The organism is Nitrospirota bacterium (genome assembly GCA_040755395.1).
Classification (GTDB): Bacteria; Nitrospirota; Nitrospiria; order Nitrospirales; family Nitrospiraceae; genus DATLZU01.
Genome location: JBFMAX010000010.1, coordinates 60768 through 74118, shown reverse-complemented (window position 1 = coordinate 74118; position 13351 = coordinate 60768). Strand labels below are relative to the sequence as shown.

Annotated in this window: 14 protein-coding genes and 1 pseudogene; 12 read left to right on the top strand and 3 right to left on the bottom strand. The window is 61.1% G+C overall.

The features are described from left to right. Positions 1 to 2: 2 nt before the first annotated feature. Both AB1555_14250 and AB1555_14245 read right to left on the bottom strand, forming a co-directional pair. A complete protein-coding gene (locus AB1555_14250) occupies positions 3 to 317 on the bottom strand; it encodes a co-chaperone GroES (GenBank protein ID MEW6247855.1) in 315 nt (104 codons plus the stop codon). A 254-nt stretch (positions 318 to 571) separates the two neighbouring features. Beyond that, positions 572 to 1573 carry an RNA polymerase factor sigma-32 gene (locus tag AB1555_14245; GenBank protein MEW6247854.1) on the bottom strand — a complete coding sequence of 334 codons (1002 nt, stop codon included), beginning with the start codon at positions 1571 to 1573 and terminating at the stop codon, positions 572 to 574. Positions 1574 to 1731: 158 nt separating this feature from the next. On the opposite strand from AB1555_14245, the gene uvrB reads away from it, so the two are divergent. Beyond that, on the top strand, positions 1732 to 3729 hold the full coding sequence (gene uvrB / locus AB1555_14240) for an excinuclease ABC subunit UvrB (GenBank protein MEW6247853.1): 1998 nt from the start codon (positions 1732 to 1734) through the stop codon (positions 3727 to 3729). Positions 3730 to 3732: 3 nt separating this feature from the next. On the opposite strand, the gene AB1555_14235 is transcribed toward uvrB, so the two are convergent. After that, positions 3733 to 3993 carry a DUF4321 domain-containing protein gene (locus AB1555_14235; GenBank protein ID MEW6247852.1) on the bottom strand — a complete coding sequence of 87 codons (261 nt, stop codon included), beginning with the start codon at positions 3991 to 3993 and terminating at the stop codon, positions 3733 to 3735. Positions 3994 to 4352: 359 nt separating this feature from the next. Here AB1555_14235 and ffh point away from each other — a divergent pair, with 359 nt between their 5' ends. From ffh to AB1555_14180, 11 genes and pseudogenes are all read left to right on the top strand, one after another. Then, positions 4353 to 5699, top strand: a complete 1347-nt coding sequence (gene ffh, locus AB1555_14230) for a signal recognition particle protein (protein ID MEW6247851.1) — start codon at positions 4353 to 4355, stop codon at positions 5697 to 5699. Positions 5700 to 5812: 113 nt separating this feature from the next. After that, positions 5813 to 6097: a 30S ribosomal protein S16 gene (rpsP, locus tag AB1555_14225; protein MEW6247850.1), complete on the top strand. Its 285-nt coding sequence runs from the start codon at positions 5813 to 5815 to the stop codon at positions 6095 to 6097. Positions 6098 to 6179: 82 nt separating this feature from the next. Next, on the top strand, positions 6180 to 6713 hold the full coding sequence (gene rimM, locus AB1555_14220) for a ribosome maturation factor RimM (protein MEW6247849.1): 534 nt from the start codon (positions 6180 to 6182) through the stop codon (positions 6711 to 6713). Further along, the gene (gene trmD / locus AB1555_14215; GenBank protein ID MEW6247848.1) at positions 6703 to 7494 is read left to right on the top strand and encodes a tRNA (guanosine(37)-N1)-methyltransferase TrmD; all 792 of its coding nucleotides are present in this window, start codon (positions 6703 to 6705) and stop codon (positions 7492 to 7494) included. The genes rimM and trmD overlap by 11 nt, the downstream gene beginning before the upstream one ends. A 4-nt stretch (positions 7495 to 7498) precedes the next feature. Continuing rightward, a pseudogene (rplS, locus tag AB1555_14210) lies at positions 7499 to 7828 on the top strand (50S ribosomal protein L19). A gap of 180 nt (positions 7829 to 8008) precedes the next feature. Next, positions 8009 to 8641 carry a ribonuclease HII gene (locus AB1555_14205; GenBank protein ID MEW6247847.1) on the top strand — a complete coding sequence of 211 codons (633 nt, stop codon included), beginning with the start codon at positions 8009 to 8011 and terminating at the stop codon, positions 8639 to 8641. Between the two features lie 49 nt (positions 8642 to 8690). Then, the gene (locus AB1555_14200) at positions 8691 to 9077 is read left to right on the top strand and encodes a YraN family protein (GenBank protein MEW6247846.1); all 387 of its coding nucleotides are present in this window, start codon (positions 8691 to 8693) and stop codon (positions 9075 to 9077) included. Positions 9078 to 9194: 117 nt separating this feature from the next. After that, entirely contained in the window at positions 9195 to 9863 is a 669-nt protein-coding gene (ftsE, locus tag AB1555_14195; protein MEW6247845.1) for a cell division ATP-binding protein FtsE, read from the top strand. After that, entirely contained in the window at positions 9860 to 10759 is a 900-nt protein-coding gene (gene ftsX / locus AB1555_14190) for a permease-like cell division protein FtsX (GenBank protein MEW6247844.1), read from the top strand. Before ftsE ends, ftsX begins: the two co-directional genes overlap by 4 nt. After that, the gene (locus tag AB1555_14185) at positions 10756 to 11955 is read left to right on the top strand and encodes a peptidoglycan DD-metalloendopeptidase family protein (GenBank protein MEW6247843.1); all 1200 of its coding nucleotides are present in this window, start codon (positions 10756 to 10758) and stop codon (positions 11953 to 11955) included. The genes ftsX and AB1555_14185 overlap by 4 nt, the downstream gene beginning before the upstream one ends. A gap of 26 nt (positions 11956 to 11981) precedes the next feature. Continuing rightward, a complete protein-coding gene (locus AB1555_14180; protein ID MEW6247842.1) occupies positions 11982 to 13328 on the top strand; it encodes a S41 family peptidase in 1347 nt (448 codons plus the stop codon). The last annotated feature ends 23 nt before the right edge of the window (positions 13329 to 13351 follow it).

Here is a 13351-nt window from a genome sequence, read left to right as displayed (position 1 = left end):
GCTCAGGTATTGGTGAACACGCCCAGAATGTCTTCTTCCTTGATGATCAGGCATTCTTCGTCGTCGATCCGCAGCTTGCTTCCGGAATATTTGTCGAACAATACGTGATCGCCGACCTTCACGTTCTCGACCTTCTTCCCAACGGCCTGCACGATGCCTCTCTGGGGCTTTTCCTTTGCGGAGTCCGGCACGTAAATGCCGCCCGCGGTCCGCTCCATCTCCTCCGTGTATGTGATGAAGACACGGTCGCCGAGCGGCTGAAAATTCTTCGCTGCGGTCGAGGCTTTCTTTTCCTTCTCCTTGGTCTCCGTGGCCATACGAACACCCTCCTCCTGTTGGTTTTGGTCTGCGATTGGTCGCGACTACTGCTTTTGAAGCCGGTTGTTTAAAAAGCGGATTCCGCCTCCCCAGAGGAGGCGGCGGCTAGCAAAATTTGCTAGGAGAGATAGCGCCGGTCGGAGGCAAGTCAAGGGGGCGGGGCCAGAATTTCTTGGCGGCCACCGCAACGCGTGAGTCCTTGACTCTAAGTCGTTGAAATTGCATAAGAATGGTGGCGATTAGTCCGGGAGACTCAGGCGCGTAACCGATCGAAGTCTTTCACCTCCTTTTTGATGTAGTCGCGGAGGCGCTTGATGATCCGAGCCTCTAACTGCCGGGTCCGCTCTTTGGTGATTCCATATTTGGCGCCGAGGTCTTCCAGGGTCAGAGGGGTCTCGGACAGGACGCGGTTCCGCAGGATGTCCTCTTCTCGCTCGTCCAGAGTCTTGATGAATTCAGCCAATTTCCGCCGAAAGAGCGCCCTGAGTTCCGTATCGGCGATTTGCTCGTCCGCCGGCTGATCCTGTGAGGGCAGAATGTCGAGCAGCGTGCCGTCTTTGTCCTCGCCCAGCGGCTGGTCCAGGGACAATTCCCAACTGCCCAGCCGTTGATCCATTTCAATCACGTCCCGTTCTCGGACGTTCAGGCGATCCGCCAACAGCTTGGCGTCCGGCACGAAGCCTTCCCGCTCCAGTTTGGCTTTCTCCTTCTTGAGGTTGTAGAAGAGCTTGCGCTGGTCCTGGGTCGTGCCGACCTTCACGAGGCGGAAGTTGTTCAGCAGATAGCGGAGAATATAGGCGCGGGCCCACCAGGCGGCATAGGCATAAAAGCGGACGTTTTTGGTCGGATCGAATTTCTTGATCGCCTGCATCAAGCCGACGTTGCCTTCCTGAATCAGGTCCATATGGTCGGCGCCGGTATGGAGGTATTCGGCGGCGATGGCCACGGAGACACGCAAATTGGAAAGGATGAGCTTGACGGCGGCTTCGCGGCTGCCCATCACGCGGTACTCGTGAAAGAGCCGGAGTTCTTCTTCTTTGGTCAGGTAGGGATAGCGCCGGACTTCGGCCAGATACTGTTGCAGCGCCGTGACCGGGACGAGAGACGTCGTCGCTTCGGCGTGGTCGCGCTCCTGAGAGGAAGATGACCCGGTCGGCTCGGGGAAGACGCCTTCTTCAGCGATATCGGTGCCCGCCGGTTCGCCGTCCTCGGCTTCCCAGGTGTCCTGCTGAATCTGCGGTTCGGATTCGCTCATCGATCCCTATGCGCTCTCGCCGTGCGCGCGCACGTTCGAACATTATAAACAGAACAGGGTCGGAGGACAAAGTTCAACCGGCGACAAGTCTTCATGGCCACGGGTTCGCGCACGGGTCATGTGATTTGCTAAGATGGGTTCCGGAGGAGATCGGGGATATGCAGCCGTTTAAGCTCGAGGCGCCGTTCAAGCCGTGCGGAGATCAGGGCCAGGCGATTGAGAAATTGGCCGCCGGGGTCAAGGCCGGAAAGAAGCACCAGGTTTTGCTCGGCGTCACCGGCTCCGGCAAAACGTTCACGATGGCGAACCTGATCGAACGGGTGCGGAAGCCGACGCTTGTGCTCGTCCATAACAAGACCTTGGCGGGACAGCTTTACCAGGAATTCAAACAGTTTTTCCCGCACAATGCGGTCGAATATTTCGTCAGCTACTACGACTACTACCAGCCGGAAGCCTACATTCCCCAGACCGACACCTACATTGCGAAGGATGCGTCGATCAACGACGCCATCGATCAGATGCGGCACGCGGCGACCACGGCGCTGTTGCAGCGGAACGATGTGGTGATCGTATCGTCGGTGTCGTGCATCTACGGCCTCGGCTCGCCGGAGGTCTATCACGGCATGCTGCTCTATCTCGAAGAAGGCATGGAGATCCGGCGCGAACAGATCCTGTCCAAGTTGGTGGAGATTCAATATGCGCGCAACGATACCGATTTTCACCGTGGGACCTTCCGTGCGCGAGGCGACGTGATCGAGGTCTTTCCGGCCTCCTCGGACGCCGTCTCGGTGCGCATCGAGCTGTTCGGCGACGTGGTGGATGCGATTCACGAGATTGATCCGCTCACCGGCGAGTCATTGGGCAGGTTGCCGAAGGTGCCGATCTACCCCAATACCCACTACCTGATCGCGCCGGACCGTTACGAGCGTGCCTTGAGCGGAATCGAACAGGAACTGGAGGAACGGATCGCGTTCTTCAAGCAGGAGGGCAAGTTGCTCGAGGCCCAGCGGATCGAGCAACGGACGCGCTTCGATTTGGAGATGATACGGGCGATGGGCTACTGCCACGGGATCGAGAACTATTCACGGCATCTGAGCGGTCGCGCGCCGGGCGAGCCGCCGCCGACGTTGCTGGACTACTTCCCCAAGGATTTTCTCCTGATCGTCGACGAGTCGCACGCCACCATTCCGCAAGTGGGAGGCATGTACGAAGGCGACTATTCGCGCAAGAAGACCCTCGTGGACTATGGGTTTCGGCTGCCGTCGGCGATCGACAACCGGCCGCTGAAATTCGAGGAGTTCGAACGGTGCTTGAACCAGGTCATTTACGTGTCGGCGACGCCGGGACCATACGAACTGGAACATGCCGGCCGGGAGGTGGTCGAGCAGATCATCCGGCCGACCGGCTTGATGGATCCGGTCATCGAGGTGCGTCCCGCAAAGGGGCAAGTGGACAATTTGCTGGGCGAAGTGCGGGCGGAAGCCGCCAAAGGCAATCGCGTGTTGGTCACGACGCTGACCAAGCGGATGGCTGAAGACCTGACCGAGTACTACCATGATCTGGGCGTCAAAGTTCGCTATCTGCACTCCGACATCAAAACGTTGGAGCGGGCCGAAATCGTGCGCGATCTGCGGCGCGGCGTGTTCGACGTGCTGGTGGGAATCAACCTCTTGCGCGAGGGGCTGGATATTCCGGAGGTCAGCCTCGTCGCGATCCTCGACGCGGATAAGGAAGGCTACCTGCGGTCGCACCGGTCGCTGATTCAGACCGCCGGCCGCGCGGCCCGGCACGTCGAAGGCCGCGTGATTCTGTACGGTGATACGGTCACGGATTCGATGAGGTTAGCGATCGAAGAGACCGCGCGGCGGCGGAGGATTCAGGCCGAGTACAATGAGGCGCACGGCATCACGCCGGAAAGCGTGAAGAAGGGCATCCCGTCGCTGGAGTACGCGGTGGCTCAGATGGACTATCTCACGCGAGACCTGGCAGCCGAGCCCGAAGCCGTCTATCAGGAGGAGCGCGACGTCGAGCAACTCATCCGGCGTCTGGAAGCGGACATGAAAGCGGCCGCCAAGGAATTGGAGTTCGAACGGGCGGCGGAACTGCGGAACCGGATCCGGGCCTTGAGGATGAAAGAGCTCGAGGTCAAGCCGTGAGACTCAGACCTGTTTGTAGAGGTAAATGCCCAGGAAAATACCCAGGAACGTCAGCAGGTTCATTTTGATCGTGAAGCCCATCGTAATCTTGAGCAACACCAGATCGACCGTCACCGGCGGGTTGATTCCGGGAGTGAGAGCGGTCGAGAAAATGTTTTGAATGGCTCCGTGCGGGGCCATGACGTGCAGAATCTCTCCGAGAATGCCGCCGAGCAATCCTCCGACGAGGATAAAGATCATCAGCACCCACGGTGACTTTCTCATCCCTCCCCTCCTGGCTTCGGTCTGCGTAGTCGCACGGAGCCGGCGGCTGGCACCATAGCGAAACCCCTGGGTGAAGTCAATAAAATGGACCGAGGTCGGCCTCGTGCGAAGAACGAGTCCCACGCGAAGCGACCGAGGAACGACGGCTTCGGTCGCTCCTCGCGCTCAAGAGAGGTCCCGACTCCCGTCCGACGCCGAAGCCGGTTTGGCCGGCGAAGACACGCCTTCACACAGAGAATACCTTGACTTCTTCCCGGGCCGTTGTTTAGACTGCCCCGATGCTCTTTTTGTAAATCTTTCGAGGCGATCGAAGCCCTACCGGACGCATCGTCCAAGCTGGTCTCCAACGGTTCCTGCTCATGCTCGACGCGCTGAGTGAAAAACTCGATAAGATTCTTCGCAAGCTCCGCGGTCATGGTGTCCTGACCGAACAGAATATCGCGGAGGCGCTGAAAGAAGTCCGGCTGGCGCTGCTTGAAGCGGACGTCAACTTCAAGATCGTCAAGGAATTCATCGACCGGGTCCGCGAGAAGGCGGTCGGCCGGGAGGTGCTGCAGAGTCTCACGCCCGGCCATCAGGTGGTGAAGATCGTCTGGGACGAGTTGCGCGAGATGATGGGCCGGGAGAAATCCGGTTTCAGCCTCGCCTCGGTTCCGCCGACGATCGTGATGATGGTCGGGTTGCAGGGCGCCGGGAAGACGACGACGTGCGGCAAGCTGGCGCGACTGTTCAAGCAGCAAGGCCGGCGGGTCTTGCTCGTTGCGGCCGATCCCAGGCGGCCAGCGGCCGGCGATCAGTTGGCTATCCTGGGCCGTGATCTGGGCGTCGACGTCCATCGGTTCGACCAAGCCGACGCGTCTCAGGCCGATGTGGTGCGAATCTGCCGGGAGGGAGTCGAGCGGGGCCGTGACCAGGGCTACGACCTGGTCATCCTGGACACCGGCGGACGGTTGCACGTCGACGACGAGTTGATGGCCGAGTTGGCCGCGGTCAAGCAGGCGGTGGAACCGCATGAAGTGTTGTTGGTCGCCGATGCGATGACCGGTCAGGACGCGGTGAACATGGCGAGCCGATTCGACCAGCGGGTCGGGTTGACGGGCGTCATTCTGACGAAGGTCGAAGGAGACGCGAGGGGCGGCGCAGTGCTCTCCATTCGTGCGGTGACCGGCAAACCGATTAAGTTCCTCGGTGTAGGGGAGAAACTGGATGCGCTGGAAGCGTTTCACCCGGACCGGCTGGCCTCGCGCATTCTGGGCATGGGGGACGTCCTGTCGCTCGTCGAGAAGGCCCAGGAAGCCTACACGCGCGAACAGGCGGAGGCGGCTGAGAAGAAGCTGACCGGCGGCGGTTTTACGCTGGAGGATTTTCGCGAGCAGCTCGGGCAGGTGAATCGGATCGGATCGTTCGAGCAGATCCTCGGCATGTTGCCGGGCGGTCAGCGGTTGAAGGATCTGGCGCAGGACGGGTTGCCGGAGCGGGAATTGAAGCGCGTGGTCGCGATGATCGATTCCATGACGCCTCGGGAGCGCCGTGACCACACCATTATTAACGGAAGCCGAAAAAAGCGCATCGCCCGGGGCAGCGGGACCAGCGTGCAGGAGGTCAACCGATTGTTGAAGCAGTTCCTGACCGCGCGAAAAATGATGAAGGCGATGACCGGCGCAGGAAGCCGGCGGCATCTCGCGCGGTTGATGCGGTCGATGTGACACGAGCAGGTTGTCAGCGGTCGGCTGTCAGCATGAAAGAATCTCCGCTGAAAACTGACGGCTGAAGTCTGATAGCCATCTTACTTCAATCCTAATCTCGAGGAGGAATTCACGTGGCGGTTCATTTGCGATTGGCGCGGGCCGGCCGACATAAGCGTCCGTTCTATCGAGTCGTGGCGGCGGATTCGCGGATGCCCAGGGACGGACGGTTCCTGGAGATCTTGGGCACCTTCGACCCATTGAAAAATCCGGCCTTGCCGGAACTCAAGCAGGATCGGGTGCTCAAGTGGCTCAAACAGGGCGCCCAGCCGACCGTGACGGTCCGAACCCTGCTCCGTCGTTCCGGAGTCTGGCAGCAGTTCGAAAGTGAACGAGCCGCGGCAAAGAAGGCGTCGTAAAAAGGTGGTCAGCGGCCACCGCTTGGCCATCAACGCTGAAGACCGATAGCTGTTGATTGTCAGCGACTCGCCGGAGCCGGCGATGAATGACTCGTTGGATCTTGTCACGATCGGCAAAATCGAGAAGCCGTTCGGCGTTCGCGGCGAAGTCCGGGTGCGGTCGTTGAGCGATGTTCCCGGTCGATTCGAAACGCTTTCCCGGGCGATTCTGCGCTCGCCGTCCGGACAGGTGCTCGCAACCGCGGTGAAAAGGGTACGAACCGGTGGCGGGTCATATATCATCGGTTTCGAGGCGCTGACGACGCCGGAAGAAGCCGCGGCGTTTCGCGGCGGCCTGATTCAAATTCCTCGGAGCGAAAGCCCCGCCTTGCCTGCGGGTCGATATTACGAACATGACCTCATCGGCATGCAGGTCAAGACCGAACTGGGCGAACCCCTGGGAACACTCGAAGAGGTATGGGAATTGCCCGCAAACCATGTCCTTGTCGTCCGCCGGCAGGGCCGGGAGGTTCTGATTCCCGCGACGACGGATGTCGTGGCGTCGGTGGACGTCGCCGACCGGATCATGACGATCCGTCCGATGGAGGGACTTGTGGAGTATCAGGATGCGGTGTGACATTCTCACCTTGTTCCCCGAGATGGTGACGCCTGTACTGGGCCAGAGCATCCTCAAACGGGCCCAAGAGAAAGGTCTGTTGGAAGTCCGTGTCCGTAACCTGCGTGACTATACGTTCGATCGGCACAAGGTTGCCGACGATGTCCCGTACGGAGGTGGCGCCGGTATGGTGATGAAGGCTGAGCCCATCTTCCGCGCCGTCGACGCGCTCCGGGAGGAATACGGCCAAGCCGGCGACGGAAGCGTCGCCCTTCGTGTGCTCATGCCCACGCCCCAGGGACGACCGTTCACGCAGGACTACGCTCGAAACCTCGCGGGCGAGCGGCGACGGCTCGTCTTCCTCTGCGGCCATTATGAAGGCATCGACGAGAGGGTTCGCTTGGGGTTAAACCCCGAGGAAGTGTCGCTCGGAGACTATGTGCTGACGGGGGGAGAGCTGCCGGCGTTGGTCATCATCGACGCGGCGGCCAGGCTGGTGCCCGGGGTATTGGGCGATCCGGAGTCGGCGGCGCACGAGTCGTTCGCCGATTCGTTGTTGGATTATCCTCAGTACACACGGCCGCCGGAGGTGCGTGGACTGACCGTGCCCGAGGTGTTGCTGTCCGGGCACCACGAGGCGATCAGGATCTGGCGGCGGCGTGAAGCCTTGCGGAGCACCTATTTGAAGCGTCCGGACCTGCTGCGGGACCGAGTCTTCAACGAAGAAGATCAACGATTGCTTGATGAAATCGTCCGCGCAAGCGCCAAAGCGGCGCCGGTGCGGTGCGGGGAGGAGGGATAGCGCCATGAATCGGTTGGAACGGATCCAACGATCGCTGACCAAGAAGACGGTGCCCAACTTCGAGATCGGGGATACCGTTCGCGTTCATGCGAAAGTGGTCGAAGGCGAAAAAGAACGCATCCAGGTTTTCGAAGGCGTGGTGATCGGCCGGAAGGGGTCGTTGAACAGCGAGACCTTCACGGTACGGAAAATTTCATACGGTGTCGGGGTGGAACGGATTTTCCCGATCCATTCGCCGGTCGTCACGCGTATCGATGTAGTCCGTCAAGGCAAGGTGCGCCGGGCGAAGCTGTATTATCTGCGGCACAAGAAGGGCAAGACGGCGAAAGTCGAGGAGCGGGAGTTTTCGGGGGAATCCAAATCTCCCGGAAGCGGGGCCCGTTCCCCCGGCTCCGCAGAAGCCGTCGCCGAACCGGAGCCGGTCGCAGCCGTCAAGGGCTGAAAGCGTTCGACTCGACGATCGTCCTCGCGGCGCCGCCCGTTTCCGGCGTTGCCGGTCTGGAGTATCCCATCGGTGGGACCCACCGACGAATTTGAGGCGGAGGCTCGGCGATGCGGCTACCGCCGCATCGCGGGTCTGGATGAGGCCGGCCGAGGACCGCTTGCCGGTCCGGTTGTGGCCGCCGCCGTCATCCTTCCCTGTCGTTGTCGGGTCCCCGGTCTGAACGACTCCAAACAGGTTCCCGCGTCCGAGCGGGAACGACTGTGCGAGGACATTCTCCGCCGCGCGGTCGGCGTCGGCATCGGCTCGGCTAGCGGGCGCGAAATTGATGCTCTGAATATACTGGAGGCGACCCGGCTGGCTATGGCGCGCGCGGTCTGCGCGCTCGACCCGTCTCCGGATTTTCTCCTCATCGACGCCGTGGCGCTTCCGCTCGTGGGGCTGCCGCAGCGTCCGATCATCAAGGGCGACGGGTTATCCCTCTCCATCGCGGCGGCGTCGATCGTCGCCAAAGTCACCAGAGATCGTCTGATGGCCGACTATCATCGGGCCTATCCGCAGTATAATTTTCTGGCCCACAAGGGCTACGGCACGTCGGAGCATCTGCGGTTGCTTGCGGAGTACGGGCCATGCGAGATCCATCGTCGGACCTTTCGTCCTGTCCAGGACTGTCTGGCGGGACGGACTTCCGCTCTCCGCATATGAATGTAAAGACGCATCGGGCGCGGGAGGCCGGCGGTTCTCACGGATCGAGATGAACGACGGGCGACGCAGCCTCGGCCAGCATGCCGAATCGGAAGCCGAACGGTACTTGCGACGGAAGGGATATCGGATCCTCGCCCGGAACGTTCGGTCTTCGGGCGGCGAAATCGATCTCGTGGCGCAGGACGGCCCTGTGTTGGTCTTCATCGAGGTCAAAGCTCGTCGAACGTCCGCCTTCGGAGGGGCGGTCTATGCGGTGCATGAGCGGAAGCGGATGCGCCTCGTGCGGCTGGCGGCGCAGTATCTCGCTCGGCACCGGTTGCGACAGCCGGCTTGTCGGTTCGACGTCGTGCTTCTGCAGGATGGAGAACATGAAGACGGACAGATCCAACACATCGAAAGTGCGTTCGAGGTGCCCGGCGAGGATCTGCGGTGGTAAATGGATGGCTAGAGGCGAGCGGCGAGGGGCCTGGGGTGGCGGAGAAAAGCCGCTGTTCAGCCTCTGCTTTAGATCTCCTCGCGCCGCTTGCCACTCGCCTCGCGCCGTGGCTTCAAGATGATCCAACTCTTCCATGTCTCCAAATACTACGACCGGCGGCCGGCGCTCTCCAATGTCAGTCTTGAAATCGAGAAGGGCGAATTTGTGGTGCTCATGGGCGCCAGCGGGGCGGGGAAGTCGACCTTGTTGAAGCTGCTCATCGCTGCGGAGCGACCGGATGAAGGGCAAATTTTGGTTCAAGGCCGGAACGTCGCCAAGTTGAGGGCGTCGGAGATCCCGTATCTGCGGCGGAAAATAGGGATTGTCTTTCAGGATTTCCGGTTGTTGCCGAAGAAGACGGTGTTTGAGAACGTGGCGCTGCCGCTGATGGTGCAGGGAACCGCGGGGTTTGAGATTCGGCGCAAGGTCACGGAAGCGCTGAAAGCCGTCGGAGTGGATCACAAGAGAGAGCAATTTCCGCGCAGCCTGTCGGCCGGAGAGCAGCAGCGCGCCTGTATCGCGCGCGCGATCGTCAACGGTCCGATCATTCTGTTGGCGGATGAGCCGACCGGCAACCTGGACCCGGAGTTGACGAGCGAGATCATCGAGCTGTTCAAGTTGATCAATGCGCGAGGAACGACGGTCATGGTGGCGACCCACGATCCCCAGGTCATGGCACAGGTCAACCGGCGGATCGTGACGCTGATGGAGGGCAAGCTGGTCGCGGACCAGCGGCTCGGAACATGAGGCGGGCGCTCTATCTCCTCAGAGAGGCTTTCGCCAATGTGCGCATCAATCGAACGACCACCGTGGTCGCGGTGGCGACCACGGCGTTCACGCTGGCGTGCGTCGGGGTGTTTCTGCTGCTCTACGTCAATCTGCGCACCGTCGCGGGCTCCCTCCAGGAAGACATCAGGGTGATGGTCTACCTTGACGACGGTCTCGCCGGAGAGACGTTGTCCGAGCTCGAACAACGCCTCAAGGCGGACCGGGCGGTGGCGTCGCTGACCTACGTCTCCAAGGAGCGGGCCTTGGCCGAGTTTCAAGCCCAATTTCCGTCCGAATCCCATCTGCTGGAAGGGTTGGGCCAGAACCCGCTGCCGGCGTCTTTCGAGATCACGTTGGCTCCGCAATTCCGCTCGTCGGACTCGGTGAAACGGTGGGCGGAGCGCATCCAGACGCTCCCCGGCGTCGCCCAGGTCGAATATAGCCGGGACTTGATCGAGACGCTGGCGCGCATCATTCGCCACATCGAGCTGGCGGCGATCGCCGCGGGCGTCATTCTCTCCACCGCGTCCGTGACGATCATCGCCAACACGATCCGGTTGACGCTGTACACGCGCCGAGACGAGATCGAAATCCTCCGGCTGATCGGGGCCACGCGGGCGTTTATCAGAATTCCTTATCTCCTGGAGGGGGCCTTCCTGGGCGGCCTCGGCAGCGCGTTGTCCTTGGCGATCTTGAAGGCGGGGTTCGAGTTCGTCCGGCACCAGGTTGAATCGACGGGTCGCTTTCTGAAGGTGGAATCCTGGTTGAGTTTCTTCCCCGTTCATCTCTGTCTGCTGCTCGTGCTGGCGGGCGTGCTGCTGGGGTTTGCCGGCAGCTTCGTCTCGCTGTCGAGGTTCGGGGAGACGCGATCGTGAGGCTACGACCTGCAGTTCCGGTCGCCATTGCGCTCGCGTGGACGGTGATCGCGGCTCCGCCGCTTCCGGCCGAGAAGGAGCGACACGATCCCATCACGCAAAAGATCGAGCGGGAACGCAAAACCCTGGAGCAGCTCAAGGGTAAGATCGAGGAAAAACGGAAGCGGGCGGACGAAGCCGAGAAGCAGCGGGAGTCGATCTTGCAGGGTATTCAGACCCTCGACGAACGGCTCATGCGCTATCGTCAGGAACGGCAGGAGATCGACCGCAAGCTCAAAAAAAAGGATCGGGAGTTGGAAGAGATCAACGCGCAGTTGGCCGACCTGCGGTCCAGGATCGATGAGCGCCGGGACGCCATTCTCGCCAGACTCCGTGTACAATATACCGAAGGGCGATTCGGGTATCTCAAGGCGCTGCTCGGCGCCGACTCCTATGGCGATTTGCAGCGGCGCTTTCAGTACCTGTCGGCCGTGTCCCGTCGGGAATACGAGGTGATGAAAACCTATCGCGCGGATGTCGCCCGTACCGAGCAGGCGGAACGTCAGCGCGCCGAGGCCAGGGCAGGACTGGCGGCGTATAAGGAAAGCACGGAGCGCAAGCTGAACGAGATCCGGGAGCTACAGAAGGAAAAGCGCGTACTGCTAGCGAAGATCACGCAGCAGAAAGAGTCGTATGAGCGGGCGGTCGAAGAGCTGGAGCGGTCGGCGGCCCGGGTGGACGGCCTCCTGCGGGAATTGGAGCAACGCCGCAAAGCGGCGGCGGCCCGCCCGCCCGCCGGGGGGCTGGCGCCTCGGGGATTCAAGGGGACTCTGCCCTGGCCCGCCGACGGCCAAGTCGTCTCGTTCTTCGGGCGGCAGAAACACCCGACCTTCGAGACGTACATTCAGCGCAAGGGGATCGAAATTCGAACCCAGGAAGGGAGTACGATTCGGGCGGTCATGGGCGGCACGGTTGCGTACGCCGACTGGTTGAAAGGGTACGGGCTTGTCATTATCCTAGACCATGCCAACGGATTTTTTTCCCTCTACGCCCATGCCTCCAAGATCCTGGCCGGCGTCGGCGAACGGGTCGAGGCGGGGCAGACGATCGGGGAGACCGGCGATACCGGAATGACGGGAGAGAATACGCTCTATTTTGAACTGCGCGAAGGAGCGGAACCTGTCGATCCGCTCCTGTGGTTGGCGAAACGACCGTAGCCTTCAAGGGAAAGGAACACATGACTATGGAACAGCAACTGCGGCGTCGATCTTGGTATCTGGGGCCAATGGTCGTGGTCGCACTCTTAATGGGTGTGCTGATCGGGAAAGGCTGGGAACGGACCGGCCACGCCACGGAGACCTATGAGGAGTTGAAGACCTTCTCCGAAGTGCTGACCCAGATTCAGAAACACTATGTCGAAGAAACGAAAGTCAAGGACTTGGTGCAGGGCGCCATCCGCGGCATGCTTGCCACACTGGACCCGCACTCGGCCTACATGACGCCCGAAATGTACAAGGAGATGCAGGTCGAGACCAAAGGCGAGTTCGGCGGGGTCGGCATCCAGATCGGGGTGAAAGACAACCGCCTGGCGGTGATCGCCCCGATCGAAGGGACTCCCGCTTATCGGGCCGGCATCAAGGCCGGCGATTTCATCACCAAGGTGAACGACGAGCCGACCAAGGATCTGACGCTGATGGACGCCGTGCAGAAAATGCGCGGGCCCAAGGGGACGAAAGTCAGCTTGACGATCCAGCGCGACGGCGTCCAGGACCCGTTGGTGTTCACGTTGGTCCGGGATATCATCAAAATCGAAAGCGTGAAGTCCAAGGTCATCGACAACAACATCGGCTATATCCGCTTGACGCAGTTTCAGGAATCGACGGCGAAAGACCTGAGCCGTGTCCTCAAGCAGTTCCGGGAGCAGAAGCTGCAGTCCACCATTCTCGATCTGCGGAACAATCCCGGCGGGTTGCTGACGACGGCCGTGGACGTCTCCGAGCAATTCGTGGGCAACGGCAAATTGATCGTCTATATCAAAGGGCGCGATGGGCGCAAGGACGAATATTTTTCCCGGATCAAGGAGCCGATCGACGACTCTCCGATGATCGTGCTCGTGAACGAGGGCTCAGCCAGCGCCTCGGAGATCGTGGCCGGCGCGCTCCAGGACTGGGGGCGGGCGGTCATCGTGGGGACCACCACGTTCGGCAAGGGTTCGGTCCAGACCATTCTGCCGCTCGGGGACGGATCGGGGTTGCGGCTCACCACTGCGAAGTACTATACGCCGAAGGGACGATCCATCCAGTCGACCGGGATTACGCCCGACATCATCGTGAAGCCGCAGCCGACGACGGTGGCCAAGGCCTCCGAGAAGGAGGAGGGGAACCCCAAAGCGAAGCCCTCCGCGGGCAAAGAATCGCTGCCCCAACCAAAAACACCCGACGATCCGACGCGCAAGAACGGCTCGGGGGGGTCGAACCCCGGCCAAGACCCCGGCACGGAAACTTCCCTGGAAGATGACGTGCAGCTCCAGAAGGCCGTCGAGTTGCTCAAGACTTGGAAGATCTTCAAAGAGCTGCGACCGTCCACCTGAGGCGGGCGCGAGGATAGGCTGCC

Coding starts and splice junctions, on each gene's coding strand:
- ftsE (MEW6247845.1), top strand. CDS start 9,195: ATGATCCAACTCTTCCATGTCTCCAAATACTACGACCGGCGGCCGGCG.
- uvrB (MEW6247853.1), top strand. CDS start 1,732: ATGCAGCCGTTTAAGCTCGAGGCGCCGTTCAAGCCGTGCGGAGATCAG.
- ffh (MEW6247851.1), top strand. CDS start 4,353: ATGCTCGACGCGCTGAGTGAAAAACTCGATAAGATTCTTCGCAAGCTC.
- rimM (MEW6247849.1), top strand. CDS start 6,180: ATGAATGACTCGTTGGATCTTGTCACGATCGGCAAAATCGAGAAGCCG.
- AB1555_14180 (MEW6247842.1), top strand. CDS start 11,982: ATGGAACAGCAACTGCGGCGTCGATCTTGGTATCTGGGGCCAATGGTC.
- trmD (MEW6247848.1), top strand. CDS start 6,703: ATGCGGTGTGACATTCTCACCTTGTTCCCCGAGATGGTGACGCCTGTA.
- AB1555_14245 (MEW6247854.1), bottom strand. CDS start 1,573: ATGAGCGAATCCGAACCGCAGATTCAGCAGGACACCTGGGAAGCCGAG.
- AB1555_14200 (MEW6247846.1), top strand. CDS start 8,691: ATGAACGACGGGCGACGCAGCCTCGGCCAGCATGCCGAATCGGAAGCC.
- AB1555_14235 (MEW6247852.1), bottom strand. CDS start 3,993: ATGAGAAAGTCACCGTGGGTGCTGATGATCTTTATCCTCGTCGGAGGA.
- AB1555_14250 (MEW6247855.1), bottom strand. CDS start 317: ATGGCCACGGAGACCAAGGAGAAGGAAAAGAAAGCCTCGACCGCAGCG.
- ftsX (MEW6247844.1), top strand. CDS start 9,860: ATGAGGCGGGCGCTCTATCTCCTCAGAGAGGCTTTCGCCAATGTGCGC.